This window comes from Blautia sp. NSJ-175, from assembly GCF_022867815.1.
GTDB classification, from domain to species: Bacteria; Bacillota; Clostridia; order Lachnospirales; family Lachnospiraceae; genus Blautia; species Blautia celeris.
This window is the reverse complement of the sequence record NZ_JALIFQ010000030.1, coordinates 40,200-55,179: the sequence shown is the minus strand read 5'-3', so window position 1 is coordinate 55,179 and position 14,980 is coordinate 40,200. Positions and strand designations below refer to the sequence as shown.

The following is a 14,980-nucleotide window of genomic DNA, read 5'->3' as shown; positions in this document are numbered from 1 at the left end:
TATAGCCTTCTATTTCATTCCCCTGTGATATGGTTCACTCCCTGCCTTGTCAGAAAATTCTCCAGATCATGTTTCTGCTCCAGCTCATAATTTAATGCAGCGTGCATATCTCCGTTGCATTTCGCATCCGGAATCCTCTGCACCGCCTTTGCTGTAGCTTCTGACAAACAAAGAGAACCGTCCAGAGCTTTCAGCATCATGTACTGGAGCTTTTCACGATTCTCTTCTTTCTCATCCTGTTCTCTCTGCCTGCATGCCCGTTCGTTCTTTTCGACTTCCGCCCGTTCTTGGATTCGCTTCTCTAACAACCAGAAACAGAATGCCACGATTGCGGACGGGATACCGGCAGCTATCAATAATTCCATTGGTATCTCCTCCCTGTTATTTCGGATTTTCAGAACTAATCTGCTTCCGTGGCTGTGCTCGGATCTGCATAGGCTGTACCTCCTTCGCTCTTGAATGTTATCTCATCATCGTCACAGTCTACATACTTCCGGCACGCATACTCAACAATGTCAAGATCTGCCTCTATTTCTTCCAGGCTCTTTGTCGGTGTTCCCTTGACCAGAAATACCAGGTCATAGATTGCCGACCAGAGCTTTGAAATAATCTGTAGCTTTGTCATTCTCTTTCTCTTCTCTCTTCCTTTTTCCGGAACAAATGATAATGCGGCTTCTCCTCTCCAAAAAACACCCACCGGATATAATCGTCCAAGAAGATTCCAAGTGCTGACAAAAAGAACCACAGCACTGTGAACTGAGGGCATATCTGACCAAGAATGTTTCCCGGCATATTGCTGTAATCCCACATATGCAGTCCGAGCCACACGTTCAGAATCAATCCGAACAGAAATTCTATTGCTGTGATTCCTGCCGCCGCAATCAACTGTTGCAGAACCAGTGGCATACATCGGTTCTTCTCATTGATTGTACCGCAGATAATGAAACACAGACCTCCGCAGACCACCATTGCCGGGAATGAATAACCCCGGAAGATGATCTCCAGCAAATAATAAATGCTCCCTCCAAAAAGAAAGAGCATTGGATACTTGATTATGTTTTTCATTACGAGATACCTCCGGATGCCAGAATCTTCATGTAGTCTTTCAGTACTTCATTCTGGAACTCTTCCGGAATTTCTGCACCCCACTGGATCTGCTCCAGATCACTTGCTTTCTCTGCCGACTTGATCCACATATTCATGGCATTACAGTATGTCGTATTATAGGACACGAAAAACATTGCCCGGTCAACGATATTCTGCATATCTGCCGCAGTGAAATATTTACATGGCTGTCCGTCTTCGTGATACTCTAACTTCTCCATACCGGCTAAGAGCTGCATTTTCTTTCCGAATAAGTTGATCTGGTCTTTTTCGGTCAAGCTGAAATGCTCTGTGCCGGTTGAGATTTCAACATCAATCCCGGCATATATTGTCTTCTCACATGCCTCACTCGCATTGCTGTAAGCCTGCATACGCAGTTCCTCCAGACTGTATCTATCTGCCAGCTCTCCCTGTGTAATCCCTTCGCCTTTGCTGTACCAGTAGTCGAAATCTTCCTCAATAGATTCCTTCGATGCTTTCTCGCCGGTCACTGCAAAATACACTTCATCTGCTGTATACTGGATTCCCTTGTTCTCTCCAACATCTTCCGCATCCTGCTTCTGAATGTTCTTTCGCAAAAATACGTCTGCTACACCGGAGCTTCGCAGGTAATATTCCATGCTTTCAATTTGTTCTGTGCTGCATATTACTGTCAACATGCCAATGCCTCCTTTGCTCTGTTTCTTTTACTGAGATAGCTCAGTCTTCTTTTGCAATATTTCTGTAATTCTTCAATTCCATATTTCTCCATAAACTGATGCAGGTTGCTGTTCTTAAACCAACCGTAATAAGATACTGCTCTCTGTGCCATCCTCTGGGTTACCTCATATCCTTTCATCAAGTAGGTTTTGACTTTCTTAAAAGCTCTCCTGCCCTTTAAAAAGATATGATCTCTCAGCACTGTGCAGGTTCTCTTGTACACATATCCTGCCAGATCCGCCGGGCAACCGTGGCTCACTCCATACTTGTCCTCATATTCGACATAATAGAACCTCCACGATTCCTTAAATTCCAGATGCAGTTTTTCTTCCAGGCACTGCTGTATTTTCCGGAATGCCATCATAAGATATTTCCGATTAGAGCCACTCAGAAACACATCATCCATGTACATTGCCTGGTGGCTCAACAATCGGACCTTGACCGGACCATTTCTGCGTGACCTTCTGGTAACGGTCAATTTGCTTTCTGCATAATGATACAGATAACTCATATAATAATTTGCCAGGTCTTTCGAGATAACTGAACCGACAAACAATCCTTTGTCTTTCTCTTTCATTATCAGCAACAGTTTTCTTGTCAACCACAACAACGGCTTATTCTTGTGAATATCCCTTTCCAACATTGCTATCAGCACATCAATGTCTATATTCTGATAGCATTTCCGGACATCACACTGAATCGCCACTTTCGTCCCCTGTGGATCTGTCCGAATCCACTTCTCAATTCCTTTCTTCGTATAGAGCTGACCTCTGCCTTTGATGGATGCACACTGCCATGTTCCGAATTTCTTCTCAAACAGTTCCTGCAGCCCAAGGTCTGCCAGATGGTCAAATATCTGGTGCTCATACGATTCTATCTCTAAGTTCCTTTCTTTCTGCTTTGCCCCTTCAATGACTGTCCTTGATACGGTCGGCGGCAAACTCAATTCTCTATTCATCAATCTGTTATTTAATTCCAGTGCCAGATTGTGCACTGCTCCATCAAGCATATGCTTATTTCCAGTTTTCAAGAGCTTTAGAATCTTCCCAGGCGTATACTCGCAATGTCGGGAAAGCAGATTCCGTATATCCCGGCGTTTCCACTTTCCCTTAAAGCAATTCCGTATCGCCAGCTCCATCATCGAAATATCTTCGATATCTACATTCTTACAATACGTCTTCATCTATGTAAATTTCTGAATACTCCTTCTGAATCTCAAGACCTTTCGGTTTTACTACTAAGCCCACTCCGTACCCACTGTGTTACGAAGTCCGGTTACCCGGTGCTGGTTCGACAATTTTGCACACGTGCAGGATGCTTTTCAGCATGCCGGATCAGTTTCAGATGCTGTCCGGCGAAGTACGGCATACCTCGAATAATTATTCAGAGTGACGAGCCGAGATGTTCCAGTTGCCGTTACCGAGCCAATTGTTCAGATTGGCAATCCGCAACCCGGCATTCGACCTGTTCCTCAGGTTGCCGAGCGACAGGAACTCCCCGGATACCGTAAATCCCTATATCATACATTTATTAGTTACAAAAAATTATAAGGGGCGATCCCCTCTTTGGGGCTACGCCGCCAAATTCACCCCCATAGACGATGCCCAGTCTACGACTGATCCTCGTCTTCCAGTGAGAGAAGGACGAGCCGAGAAGGACCAGAGGCCGCCACCGAGCCAACCGCCCAGATAGGCAACCCGCACCCCGGCAAACGACCAGGACCCCAGGGAGCCGAGCGACAGGAACTCCCTTGTGCCGTTGGCACGAGTTCCTGTATGTACCGCATCCCCAAATCGCTTATTACTGTCTCCACCGTACTCCGAAGCCATCCTAATGTGTGGGAAGTTGACATCAAAACCAAGGTTTTTGATATACTTCCATGCATTTCCGGAATCCGGAATCACATACCCCAGTTTCTTGTAATGCTCATTGATTGCGGTAGCAAAATACTTGCAATCGTAGCAGGTGTAAATTTCCTGCTGGTACGTGTCTGCCTCTGCATCATAAACACCGTTCAGTATCACGTCAGAACGCACCACATACTGTCCAAGTGCAAACTCGATACCAAGGAACTTGAACGGCTCTTTTCCATTCGTATTGCTGTATGGCGATCCGCAAGTTCCCTTGACCTTATCCGTTGAACCGGTATGCCACGGCATAGTCGAAATACATGTAGTTGCAGACGTGTTAAACGTCACTCCTCCATTATCAACATATAATGCGTAATTTCCGGAATCATCATCCAGCGGCTCAATCTTCGTTACTTTGACACGATTTGCTAGATTATGCATATGAGACTGACCTCGGTCTTTATTCGTACTGCTTCCCATCTCTCCGATGGATACACAACATCCGATTGGAAAATATTCCGCCTGTTTTTTGGTCAAGATGATTCTTTCAACATTCTCTTCTGCAACTGCCGCCATATACTGATCGGAAAATCCTGTACATCCTACCATGACAGCCTGTGAGTTCATATTTGCGAACACAATCATGAACAGTGTTTCCCAGATTTCTGCATCTGAGCAAGTCTCTCCGCAATACTGGTCACCACGCTTCCGGAAGGTTGCAATCTGTCCATTATGTGACACATTGTATGCCGGGGCGAATCCAGGAAGCGAATAATACGAACCGTTAAAATTGACAGCCTGGTGCTTCGGGATCAACACATATGGTCTTACCGATCCATCTGGTCTAATCGCTGCCGTGTACGGGATAAAAGGAAATCCCGGATACTCAGATTCTCTCCACGAATCCGTAACCGAGATTTTTGTTCCTTTCTTTCCAAGTGGTCCCATAATTCCCACCGTATCAATAATCGTCCGGATATACCCGGTTTTGAGGGCAATACATACATCTCCCTTTGTTCCGTCTGACCGGAACTCCGGTTCTCCTTTGACTGCCGTAATATGAAGCTCTCCGTCTTCATCGGCATAACCATTGCACTCAATCGGCTTAAACAACGGGATATCATCATACGGATTCTCATTTCTTACAGCATTTGTGGACGGAACCGGTGTTGCAACATCTGCATTGTCGTCTTCCTTTGTGCCAGTGCAGACCATTGTTTCATCTGCATCCTCAAAAAACACAGAATACGTTCTTCCATCGTAATTACGGAACATCATTGGATAGCAATCATCCCTTACGGATGCCGCCGCCTGTTTCGCCTCTTCCGCCTGCGTCAGTGCTTCCTGCGTTGCTGCTTTGGCGGCTACTGTTGCCTGATTTGCATTTTCAGTCGCCGTATTTGCTGCTGATGTCGCCTGCGCAGCCTGTTCTGTAGCATCCGATGCATTTTTTACTGCCGCATTTGTTTTCTCTATAGCATCATTTGCATTTGTTGTCGCAGTCTTAGCCGCTTCTGCCGACTGATTTGCTAAAGACGTTGCTTCTGTTGCAGATTTCGTAGCTGCTGATGCATTGTTGGCTGCTGTATTCGCTGCCGTTATAGATTGCTGGATCGCTGAGTCAATCTGTTTTGCAGAATCTACTACCTTCTGTAATGCCGCCTGCTGAGTTTTACTATTTGACGTAGCTTTTTCGGTAGCGGCTTGCTGAATTTTAGAATCCCCTGTAGCTTTCTCTGTGGCTGTCTGCTGTGTTTTTCCATTCTTGGTAGCATCTTCAAGTGCTGTCTGCTGTTTCTTGCCATCGGAAATGGAAGTAGCCAGATCCTGCAACGCTTTCTGGACTTCCACAGATTTTGCATCAATCGTATCGACCTGTTTCTTTACTGCCGCCGCCGAAGCATCTACACTTTCTTTGATACTATTGTAGCTTTCGTTCTCCTCATGGATTTTCTGCATGCAGGAGATAAAAGCACCTCTTACTTCTTCACCATAGACCGCATTTCTGAGCTGATCTATCTCCTGGGAAATATCTGCCATTTAGTCCACCTCCGTTTCCTCGACAATCTCCTTCGTTTCAATAATCACCGGGGCTTCAGATGGAGCCTCTTCTGTTCCTGTCATTTCCGGTTCTTCTGTTTCCTCCAGAACAGCTGGCTCCTCGAACGTCCGGATCAGTTCTGCTTTCTCTTTCTCAAAAGTCTCCTCTTTTTCTTTGATCTGGGCTTCGTAATACTCCTTCAGTTCTTCCTCGTACCTTGCAGTATCGTCTGCCAGCTCATTTCCGGCATTGGTTCGGATCTCAGCCAGGATTCCACTCAAAATTCCCTCTGCCATAAAAATAGGCAGCCCGTAAGCCGCCATCGTATTTCCAACCTGCCTTGTCAGAGCTTGTTTTGCATCTGCATAAATCACGCTAAACGGTCTGGTTGGTTTCTTTCTCTCTTCCATCTTCTACCTCCTGCTCTCTTTTGATAGTTCCTATAGCTACACTGTTTTTTGCTGCTTTTTTAGGTTCTTCGCCTTTCGGAAATATAAGTTCCATGCTCTCACCTCCTAATTCCAGTAACCGACAATAATTCCGTTGTATACTCTCAAATGAGAATACGTCCAACTATTACCATTGTTTGTTATCTCGCACACAATCGGTATCGCTCCGCTAAAAGCCGTATATCCTCCTGCCGATATGCTTCCAATTTTGAAATTTTTTAACGTATACCAGTTTCCAATCAAATTGCACCCCAGATTCACTCCGTATTCATCGTAAATACTGTTTGCTCGGCTAAAACACAACATAGTAGTGTAGGAAGTTGCTGAGGAACTTGCTTTTTGAGCAAATGCCATATACTTTCCTTGCGGTTCCAAATCAAACACTAATCCCTTATGAGCATTGTTCCCTGACCACTGGTTTGTGCCAATCGCTCCGACATAATATCCATCTCTGTAAAAGTGATTACCCGTTTCATCGAATACAGCACGTTTCTTAGAGTTCTCTACTCCGTAATTGTAAATAGCGATCTCTCCTGGGTTTATCTGCACGTATTTTGAGTTTTTGTTAAAAGCTATAATCACGTTGTTGTAATACTGCGTGATGTAAGAGCCCATTTCACCCTTGCTCACTTTTGAAGTGATACTCTCAGCATTTTGCTTGATGGAAGAAGATAATGTCCCTTCTTGTGATGTTGCCCTCTTCACCTCTGACTCAATAGAATCTTTCAAAATCGTCAACTGCGATTCTGAGTATGCAGACATATATCCCAGGATTTCCACGTCCGTAATATACACCGTGGTATTTGCTACATAATTGTAAAAATACGTGTTGAAATACGATGGCGTTGCATATGAAGTGAACTCAAATTGCGTCCACTCGTCACTCAACTCACCTGCTTTGGTATAAAATGACTTTCCATCTATGCTTAGCCGTATTCTGGCAGTAGCTGAATCTTCAGTATCGCACGCAGCTTTGAATCTAACTGTGATATCTCCTCGCTTCTCCCATGGTTTTTGATACCACGAAATATTATATGTCGAAGCGGTATTTTCTATCTTTGCGCAACTCTTACTGTCAAAAGTCGTCTGTGTTATCTGCGTTGTATCGCTTCTTTTCCAGCCAGTAAACTTATCATCGTTATTTGAGAACTTTCCATTGCTACAATAGTTATGCAGCGAATTTTCATAGAGATCTGACACCGAAGCCGACACTTTGCCAACTTCTACATCTATCCTGGCATTCAGATCATCCAGTAGTTCCTGCATGTCTCTCAGACATCGGATGTTCGTGAGATACACCACTGAACCGGTATATCCGTAAACCGTGATTGCTACAGACTTAGCCGCTTTGGTAATCTTCACTTGCTTACTGTAGGTGTGAAATTCATCCGCACTATATCCACTGAAATATTCTGTAGACTGGTTCTCCGAGAATCCGTACCGTACATAAGACGGGCGGTACTTTGAGCCTTCCGGATATGCAGCCTCAACAGCAATCTTATAATTGCCAGCTTCCAAGCTTCCCAGGCTCTGCGACAATGTTACAGAACCATTTGCAGAGAACGTCAGCTTGATCGCATTCATATTTAGGAACTCCGCTTGCTCAATCGTGCAACTACCAGTTATGCCGGATGCAGTGAACTTGCTTTTATCAAGTGTCTCTTGCTCACCACCAACTATATAGTTCTTCCGGGCAACCGTTTCCTTTACACTTCGTACAGATAGCGAAATCTTATTCTCCAGGTTGGAAATGGAATTCTCAATCTCCTCTCTGGCTACTCTGACTTTTTTATCAGCATGATTCTTCGCCGCTGTCTCACTCTCTGTTATCTTCGTTTCTACCGATGTCCGGTATCCGGCATCCAGCGATTCTGTCTTGACGGAATTTACCAGAAGCATTTCACCATTGATCTTCCCGTCCATGGTAAGTGCTACTCCGTCTATTGGTCCGTCATAACCCTGGCTGTAATGTGCCAGACCACCAAGCCCCCATCTCCACAGGTTCTTAGCTTTCTCCTTATACTCTGTATCATCAGCAACAACAAACTCATTCGGTGTGTGTATTGCGTATCCACTGGCTACCTGTTTGTTTATGAGGTCTTGTGCGCTTCTGAGAGCCTCCTGCAAGATTTCTGACTTACTCGGCAAGGATTTTATCGTCTCTTCCATTTCAGCCGTATTCTGGCGGTTTGACGATGTGTAGGAAACAGAGCTTGTTTCATCTCCAAGCGTTACCGTATTATCTTTGAAGCTGGTAATATAGGTCTTCTTTTTCGTCAGAGGAAACTCTTTATCCAGACCGTTCGGCGTTGACGTACATTGAATCTTGTTTCCTACCTCAAATCTTTGGAAGGAATCATCTTTCAGATTCAGATCTACTGCTTTCAATTCCAAAATCATCTTCTCAAACTGAGCAGACTTCAGATATTCTTCGCCTTTCTTCAACAGATTTTCCGGAAGAGATACATCATCCCACGTAACTGTCTTATAAATCTTTCCATATTCTCTTACAGCATTATCATCTGTTACATAGTCAACGCCTCCATTGATGCTTGCGATTGTTATTCGCTGATCTGAGATGGCTTCCAATGACGGATCCTGGTCTTCTTCGTCCAGCTTCGCTCCCAGCGGAATTACGCATGTGACCAAATCAGATGCATCCATGTTCTTCGAGAAGTCCAACAGATTCTTTCCAAAACGGATGCCCTGAGTATTCTTTGTGTAATAATCTTCGTCTGCTAAGTAGTCCAAGACTCTTAGACCATCTACATGCCGGATAACCAGATGTCCTCCAAGTCTGCTTATCAGTTTCTCTTTAAAAGCTGTCCTGGTGTCTTCGTAATTGGAATATCGATACAGCGAATCATTGGAATCCTTAACAGTAACCCGTCCGACAGTAAACTGTTTTCTTTCCTCTACCTGTGAATTGTGAATATCTATCAGATCCTGCACGTATGCTTTCACTGAGATGTTGTGGTATACCTTCGGTCTCTGGATGCTGTCACATAAAAAGGCAAGTTCCCCCTCTACGAACACTTTCTTTGTTCCGGAAAAGTTTTCATCGTCATAAAGCACTCTTCCGTAAAACTCCGGCTCATCATCCCGGTAAAAAATAATATCCGTTGTCAACTTCTTAACCTTATCGTAATACGGATGATTCGAGTATACGCTGAAAGATGCAGAACCGTTGATGTTATCACCCACTTCAAAGTATGGCTTCCCTCCAACCGTCAGTGCCTTTACCCTGGAATCATGCAGCGTGTATTCCGTGCCGTCCACATAGGCTTTAATCGTATACATCTACAGCATCCCTCCTCTGTGAATCAGCGTAACTTTGCCTTTCCCCTGGAAATATAGGTCATTCGACCCCTTATACAGAATTAGGTCGTACATGATATTTTCACCAACAGATATTGAGTATATCGAGTTACGGTATCTCACTTTCATTTCTGCATTTGATACAATTCTGAGCGTTTCATTGTGAACCCAGCCGTCCAAAGTGACTTTCTGCCAGCTGGATGAAGCATTGATCGTGATGTCTGACGTATTCCGGATCACTCCATTGAGGAAGTTGAATGTATCCCACTTCCACGGTTCGTCTGACGATGCAACGCTTATCTTATATGGCTCGCATGTGCATGTGACCGCTATCTCAGCTGTAACATCATTTGACTTGCTGGTATCAACCTCACATCTTCCGACATAATAGAATCCCTTATCCGTATCCAGGATAATCCTCTTTTCTACTCCCTGGATGTCAGAAGCAATCTGGCTAATCAGACCGCTCCATTTTTCATAACTACAGTTCCTTACTCCAAATGTGAATTTCAATTCACGCATTTCATACTTGATACCGCCGTTCTGAGCTTCCGTAAGGTCGAGATCGCCATTCATGCCCGGTACGCTCACATATTCAGTTTTTGCTTTCGGTATTCCGATTTCTATCTTCTTGAGCTTTAAGCCCCAGTCCCGGAACGAATGCGTTTCATCAAACGTGATTCCCACTCCCGACATGATTAGCCTCCTCTCTTCTTGTGTGTATCAATTCTTGCCATGTTTTCATCCACAATCGGTGTCGTAGCTTCTCCAATTTCCCGGCTATCCAGGTCTACATGCACATGTGTCTCTCCGTTGATCTCTACCGTTGTGTCTCCGCTTTCAAAAACTTCTTGTTTTTCTTTTTCCACTTTGTATGCTGTGCTGACTTTTTTATCCACCGCAATCTTTCCAGTTTCCACATTAACAGCAGTCTGCATCCGCTTTCCAAGAGCTGACATTTCATCGTCCATCTGCTTATACAGATCTGGCATTTCAGCTTCAATACCTACTCCGATACCAGGTGGAATCCACTTACCGATTTCATCAGCAAATACTTTTGACGGAGAATGAATACCCAGTGCGCTCTTCACACCATCAACGATTCCAGAGAAGAACGATGACACCTGTCTTCTGAACCAACCGGCGGCATTACAAATTCCGTTCCATACACCCATTACGATGTTGTAGCCTACGCTTGCCATCTGTGAAGGTAAGGAAGCCACTCCATTTATAACAGCACTACACAGATCAGATGCTGCTTGTCTTCCTCTCGCCACCATGTCGGAGCCCCACTGGATCACTTTCTGGATGGTGTTACTCAACCACGTCCAGATTTTTCCCGGTAACTGTGAGAAGAAATTAACGATTGTGTCTATCGTATTAGCTCCAACTTCTCTTGCTTTCTGTAGGGTATTAGAGCCCCAGGTCACAAATCTATTGAATGCGTCCGTCAGCCAGTTCCAAATTTTGCCAGGTAGCTCAGAGAAGAATGTAACAATACTGTCTATGCAGTTGCTTGCCACCTCTCCGGCTTTCTGGAGCATCTGGCTTCCCCACTCAACAAATTTGTTGTAGGTATTTACCAGCCAATCCCATATTTTTCCTGGCAATTCAGAGAAAAACGTGGTGATATTGTCAATCATCTGAGGAACATTCGTTGCGATCCAGTTGATCACATTTGCTCCCCATTCAATCAGCGTACCGATCACAAATCCAATCGCATACCCGATTTTATAAGGCAATTCGGAGAAAAACTGTACGATTGAATCAATAATCTGTGTTACAACTTCCGATGCCGTTTCCAGCATTGAAGCTCCCCACTCAGCAAAACTCTCTGCCAGTGAGCTAATCGCATCTATGATTTTTCCTGGCAATTCGCAGAACCACTCAATCACAGAGTCAATAAATTCCCCTGTGTTATCCAGGACACCAGAGCCCCATTCAGCGATAGCCGAACCAAGTTCGCTTAGCTTATCCGGTATGCTCTGGAAAAATTCTACAATCTGATCCCAGTGTTCCTTGATGACCACAACCGCCGTTGCAACCGCAGCTACAATTCCGGCAATCGCAGCAGCCACCAATGCAGGTGCACCCAGGATAACCGCTCCAACGGCCGCCAGCGCAATGCCGACCACCATAAGAGCTTCTTTTACAGCACTGAAGCCGTTCACGAACATATCTACGAAATTGGTAACTGCAAGAATCGCTCCGGCAATAATAGAACCAATTCCGGCTATGGTAGAACCGAACTCTGCAAAGAATCCGATTACTTTCTGTACCGCTCCACCAATAGAACTGAAGATACCAGCAATCTTAGGAAACTCCAGCTCCAGGACTTCCATGAGCGAACCGGCTCCACCACTCCAGAGTGCGAATCCTTCTACGACTTTTCCGATGACTCCGGAAATTCCGCTAATTCCACCCTTTAATGTCTTCAGTATGGAGAATAGTGTGCTTAAAGGCTGAATAACACTTTGAGCAACGTTTAAAGCTGCGATAGAGCCAGCAATCACACCGATTGCATAGCCAACAGCCTCCAGTGCTCCAGGATCAGCTCCGTCAATCACGCTGAACAGGTCAGAAACCACATCTACAATTCCCTGGATTATAGTGCTTGCCGAATCTATGAATCCGTTAAGGAATCCTTCGATCAGTGAAGACACGCCAGGAAACTCTTCGCTCAGTCCTTCACAAAATCCAGCTACGAAATCTTTTGCAGCCTGGATGATAAGCGGTGTATTTTCCTGCGCCGCCTCGCCAATTTTGCCAAGCATTTCTCCAAATGACTGACCGATTTCCTCAGAGTGGTCACTCAGAGCCTGTAGAAATTCCGTAAATAAATAAATGCCGGCAGACCACATGTCACCAGCTACATTCATGATTGCTTTTACAAGTTCAGCAACTAAAGTTGCTCCTGCTTCGGCAAATTCTTCCTGATGCTCCATGATGGCATTTATAAATGTGCCTACCAGATCTTCCGCTACTCCGATCAGTGTCGGTGCGGCATCTACAGCCATCTTTGCCAACTCAGCGATAGAATTTCCGAACGCTTCAATCAGACCGTCAAATCCCTTTTCAGCCATGGCTTCGTTCATATCCTCAACCATGCTAGTTATGGCTTTGACCGTCTCTTTCATTGGTTCCTGTACTTCTTCATACAGGGCGATACCTACAGACTCTAATGCACTCTTGCAGAGCGTGATAGCTCCCTGCAGGTTATCGTTCATGGTGTCAGCCATTTCTTTAGCTGCACCGTCCGCATCGTAGATAGAATCCTCCAGCTTCTGGTAATCTTCATCTGATGCATTTACAATGGCAAGCAATCCACTCATGGCTTCTTGTCCACCAAGAGCTGATGCCATTTGTGCTTTCTGCGCCTCTGTCAGTCCGGCAAAACCGGAACGAAGGTCTTTCATAACCTCTTTCAGAGACTTCATGGAGCCATCACTGTTCGTCAGAGATACTCCAAGCTGATCCATAGCTGCCTTTACTTCATCGGTCGGCTTAGCCATTCGGCTAAAGATAGACCTCAGAGACGTACCAGCCTGGCTTGCTTTGATACCGGAGTTTGCCATCAAGCCGATTGCTGTAGCACAGTCTTCAACACTGAATCCCAAAGCCCCAGCCACAGGTGCCACATACTTAAACGTCTCACCCATCATTCCTACGTTCGTGTTGGAATTGGATGCTGCCTTTGCAAGTACGTCTGCAAAGTGTGTGGCGTTGGACACCTCTTTCGTGTATCCGTCCTTGATGATCGTTGTTGTTCCGTCAGCCGCCAATCCAAAGGCGGTCATAGCATCGGTGACAATATCACTGGTAGATGCCAGGTCTTCTCCAGATGCCGCAGCCAGGTTCATGATACCTTCGATACTGTTCAGCATATCTCCGGTCTTCCAGCCAGCCATTGCCATATACTGGAACGCTTCAGCACTTTCGGTAGCTGAGAACTTCGTCTTGGCTCCCATCTCTTTTGCTTTTTCTGCTAGTTGCTGAATTTCTGTAGCAGAAGCCCCAGAGATGGATTGAACCTTACTCATTCCAGCTTCAAAGTCAGAACCGACCTTGATTGCAGCCGCACCAATACCAGCAACTGCTGATGCAGCACCTCCGATGACTGCTGTAGTAGCTTTGATTGCGCTACTTGCAAGTCCAGATAATTTACTCAGTCCGGCTTGGAATCCGGAACTATCTATGCTGGTATCAAACTTCAGCGTACCATCATAGCCCATGCTCTCACCTCAATTCTTCGGCTCAATCATCGGCTCGTAATGGCACTACTTGATCTGTTTTCCGTCTTTAATCTTTAATTCAAAACGAGCATGGCAGTTTCTTCCTTTGCAGGATACCATCACACCCGAACACTCCGCTGTCTCTTCAAAAAACAGCGGCATTTTATATTTACACAACGGGCACTCCACCCGTATCATTTTCTTCTTTACATCTTCAATAGCCAGTCACCTCCTACAGCAGTCCCGTAAGGTCCCCACCATTCATAAGGGCTTCTGCTATTGCATCTACTTTTTCTTCCTCGTCAGCAGGTAACGGAAGAGCATACAGCTCTTTCTTCTTGCGGTAGAAATCTCTCTGCTCTTTTGTCATATTCGCATTGATATCCACACTCCGGTATTCCATAATTTTACAGAACTCCAAGTCAGAGGATAGTGTTCTCAGCAAGGCCTTGAACTTCCACCAATGCAGATACTTAATATCCTGCAGATCAATGTGATACTGAGTCAGAAATGCTGAGTAGATATAGTCATCATCATGCTCAAAAGAATAGATCCTCTGAACTTCTGAAGCTCCTTCTACTGAACCAGCTCTCTTCTCTCTCCACCTCTTGCCACAGGCGTAGAACCACAGCAGTTCATCTACCGCCGCTTCCAGATTATCCGGAATAACTGGATAAGCCAGTTTCAGTCCTTGCATTGCTTTTTCCGAATCCGAAAGCTCCGAATCCTGCATCAGCATTTCAAACAAAATAAAGGTGCGGAAATTTGATTCTATCTCATACTCCACACCTTCAATTTCTACTGTTTCCGGAAGATAGTCTATAAGCATGTTGCAGTCGTGGTTCATGAATTATCACGACCATCCGCATTGCCGATCTGTGTCACTGTTGCTCTGTTCTTGCCATGCTTATTTTTCTTATCGTCCTGTCTTCTCTGGGCCCGGTTCATATTGTACTTGTTAGTGAGTGCAGTAGCCTGGCCTTTCATCTTGTTAGCCTCAGAAGAAACAATTCCAAATGCATCCATGCAAACCAACAGATTATCCTTGCCCTTGAACAGCTTTTCGGATGTTCCTTCTCCAAATATTTCATCGAAGAAGTCTTTCACGATTCCGCACGTTTCCCGGATGCCTTCTGCATTTGACAACTCCGTATGTTTCTTAGCTTCCTTTGATCTTTCCACTACCTTGTCAAGAGACTTCTCGTATACTTCCATCGTGTCTGCATCGAACAGATCTAATTCTAATTCCTGTCCACGAATCTTTAACATGCTCATATTACTTTACCT

At 45.0% G+C, this 14,980-nt stretch carries 14 protein-coding genes; all 14 read right to left on the bottom strand.

Annotated features, from left to right (window positions below; genetic code table 11):
• Positions 1–14 precede the first annotated feature (14 nt).
• Positions 15–365 carry a serine/threonine protein kinase gene (locus tag MUB35_RS27635; protein ID WP_117963895.1) on the bottom strand — a complete coding sequence of 117 codons (351 nt, stop codon included), beginning with the start codon at positions 363–365 and terminating at the stop codon, positions 15–17.
• 35 nt (positions 366–400) lie between these two features.
• Positions 401–625 (bottom strand): hypothetical protein, encoded by a 225-nt coding sequence (locus tag MUB35_RS27630; RefSeq protein ID WP_244807201.1) that lies wholly within the window; start codon positions 623–625, stop codon positions 401–403.
• Positions 622–1,065, bottom strand: coding sequence for a putative ABC transporter permease (locus MUB35_RS27625; protein WP_118005691.1), 444 nt, complete (start codon positions 1,063–1,065; stop codon positions 622–624). Before MUB35_RS27625 ends, MUB35_RS27630 begins: the two co-directional genes overlap by 4 nt.
• Positions 1,065–1,763, bottom strand: a complete 699-nt coding sequence (locus MUB35_RS27620) for a hypothetical protein (RefSeq protein ID WP_118005689.1) — start codon at positions 1,761–1,763, stop codon at positions 1,065–1,067. Before MUB35_RS27620 ends, MUB35_RS27625 begins: the two co-directional genes overlap by 1 nt.
• Positions 1,757–2,812 carry an RNA-directed DNA polymerase gene (locus MUB35_RS27615; RefSeq protein WP_244807200.1) on the bottom strand — a complete coding sequence of 352 codons (1,056 nt, stop codon included), beginning with the start codon at positions 2,810–2,812 and terminating at the stop codon, positions 1,757–1,759. Before MUB35_RS27615 ends, MUB35_RS27620 begins: the two co-directional genes overlap by 7 nt.
• Positions 2,813–3,374: 562 nt before the next feature.
• Positions 3,375–5,693, bottom strand: a complete 2,319-nt coding sequence (locus MUB35_RS27610) for a hypothetical protein (RefSeq protein ID WP_244807199.1) — start codon at positions 5,691–5,693, stop codon at positions 3,375–3,377.
• Positions 5,694–6,104 carry a hypothetical protein gene (locus MUB35_RS27605; RefSeq protein ID WP_244807198.1) on the bottom strand — a complete coding sequence of 137 codons (411 nt, stop codon included), beginning with the start codon at positions 6,102–6,104 and terminating at the stop codon, positions 5,694–5,696.
• Positions 6,070–6,198 carry a hypothetical protein gene (locus MUB35_RS30570; protein ID WP_255786337.1) on the bottom strand — a complete coding sequence of 43 codons (129 nt, stop codon included), beginning with the start codon at positions 6,196–6,198 and terminating at the stop codon, positions 6,070–6,072. Before MUB35_RS30570 ends, MUB35_RS27605 begins: the two co-directional genes overlap by 35 nt.
• An 11-nt stretch (positions 6,199–6,209) precedes the next feature.
• Entirely contained in the window at positions 6,210–9,443 is a 3,234-nt protein-coding gene (locus tag MUB35_RS27600; protein WP_244807197.1) for a phage tail protein, read from the bottom strand.
• Positions 9,444–10,157, bottom strand: a complete 714-nt coding sequence (locus MUB35_RS27595; RefSeq protein WP_244807196.1) for a phage tail family protein — start codon at positions 10,155–10,157, stop codon at positions 9,444–9,446.
• A 2-nt stretch (positions 10,158–10,159) separates the two neighbouring features.
• Complete coding sequence (locus MUB35_RS27590) at positions 10,160–13,693, bottom strand: phage tail tape measure protein (RefSeq protein WP_244807195.1); 3,534 nt, start codon at positions 13,691–13,693, stop codon at positions 10,160–10,162.
• A 45-nt stretch (positions 13,694–13,738) separates the two neighbouring features.
• Positions 13,739–13,870, bottom strand: coding sequence for a hypothetical protein (locus tag MUB35_RS30565; protein ID WP_255786336.1), 132 nt, complete (start codon positions 13,868–13,870; stop codon positions 13,739–13,741).
• Positions 13,871–13,925: 55 nt separating this feature from the next.
• Positions 13,926–14,540: a bacteriophage Gp15 family protein gene (locus tag MUB35_RS27585; RefSeq protein ID WP_244807194.1), complete on the bottom strand. Its 615-nt coding sequence runs from the start codon at positions 14,538–14,540 to the stop codon at positions 13,926–13,928.
• Positions 14,537–14,968 (bottom strand): DUF6673 family protein, encoded by a 432-nt coding sequence (locus tag MUB35_RS27580; protein WP_244807193.1) that lies wholly within the window; start codon positions 14,966–14,968, stop codon positions 14,537–14,539. The genes MUB35_RS27585 and MUB35_RS27580 overlap by 4 nt, the downstream gene beginning before the upstream one ends.
• Between the last annotated feature and the right edge of the window lie 12 nt (positions 14,969–14,980).

Bases quoted from the DNA above. Each gene is read 5' to 3' on its own strand.
- MUB35_RS27635 (WP_117963895.1), bottom strand. From the start codon at position 365: ATGGAATTATTGATAGCTGCCGGTATCCCGTCCGCAATCGTGGCATTC.
- MUB35_RS27600 (WP_244807197.1), bottom strand. From the start codon at position 9,443: ATGTATACGATTAAAGCCTATGTGGACGGCACGGAATACACGCTGCAT.
- MUB35_RS27605 (WP_244807198.1), bottom strand. From the start codon at position 6,104: ATGGAAGAGAGAAAGAAACCAACCAGACCGTTTAGCGTGATTTATGCA.
- MUB35_RS27585 (WP_244807194.1), bottom strand. From the start codon at position 14,540: ATGAACCACGACTGCAACATGCTTATAGACTATCTTCCGGAAACAGTA.
- MUB35_RS27625 (WP_118005691.1), bottom strand. From the start codon at position 1,065: ATGAAAAACATAATCAAGTATCCAATGCTCTTTCTTTTTGGAGGGAGC.
- MUB35_RS27580 (WP_244807193.1), bottom strand. From the start codon at position 14,968: ATGAGCATGTTAAAGATTCGTGGACAGGAATTAGAATTAGATCTGTTC.
- MUB35_RS27590 (WP_244807195.1), bottom strand. From the start codon at position 13,693: ATGGGCTATGATGGTACGCTGAAGTTTGATACCAGCATAGATAGTTCC.
- MUB35_RS27630 (WP_244807201.1), bottom strand. From the start codon at position 625: ATGACAAAGCTACAGATTATTTCAAAGCTCTGGTCGGCAATCTATGAC.
- MUB35_RS27620 (WP_118005689.1), bottom strand. From the start codon at position 1,763: ATGTTGACAGTAATATGCAGCACAGAACAAATTGAAAGCATGGAATAT.
- MUB35_RS30570 (WP_255786337.1), bottom strand. From the start codon at position 6,198: ATGGAACTTATATTTCCGAAAGGCGAAGAACCTAAAAAAGCAGCAAAA.
- MUB35_RS27610 (WP_244807199.1), bottom strand. From the start codon at position 5,693: ATGGCAGATATTTCCCAGGAGATAGATCAGCTCAGAAATGCGGTCTAT.
- MUB35_RS27595 (WP_244807196.1), bottom strand. From the start codon at position 10,157: ATGTCGGGAGTGGGAATCACGTTTGATGAAACGCATTCGTTCCGGGAC.
- MUB35_RS27615 (WP_244807200.1), bottom strand. From the start codon at position 2,812: ATGCTTGATGGAGCAGTGCACAATCTGGCACTGGAATTAAATAACAGA.